The sequence below is a fragment of the Photorhabdus sp. RM96S genome (assembly GCF_042879335.1).
Taxonomy (GTDB): domain Bacteria; phylum Pseudomonadota; class Gammaproteobacteria; order Enterobacterales; family Enterobacteriaceae; genus Photorhabdus; species Photorhabdus kayaii.
This window is the reverse complement of the sequence record NZ_JBHFKT010000240.1, coordinates 1-287: the sequence shown is the minus strand read 5'-3', so window position 1 is coordinate 287 and position 287 is coordinate 1. Positions and strand designations below refer to the sequence as shown.

At 63.1% G+C, this 287-nt stretch carries 1 protein-coding gene; it reads left to right on the top strand.

Features of this window, described 5'->3' with window-relative positions; genetic code table 11:
- Positions 1-76: 76 nt before the first annotated feature.
- On the top strand, positions 77-287 hold a 211-nt coding region (locus ACGF49_RS25165), incomplete at its 3' end, for a hypothetical protein (RefSeq protein WP_387493509.1).

The window sequence follows — 287 nt, the reverse complement described above, 5'->3', positions numbered from 1 at the left end:
GCGCGAGCAGATGCTGGCCATCATGACCTCGTTTCAGCCCCGTTTTAGTGATGAGCCATAATGTCCGGGAGGGGTCATGAGTGTATTGATGATGGCCTGGCTGGGGGCCGGCGCCGCGCAGCGCGCAACCAGACCAGAGACGACCTCAGCGGGGAATGCTCCGCCGCCGACCGAAGGCAGCGCGTCGGCCGATACGGCGCTGAATTATCTGGAAAGTGAGGATTTTCAGCGTCATTCGCTGGCGGCGGCGATAACGTATACCGTTGCGGTAGGCGGCGCCTCCGCCG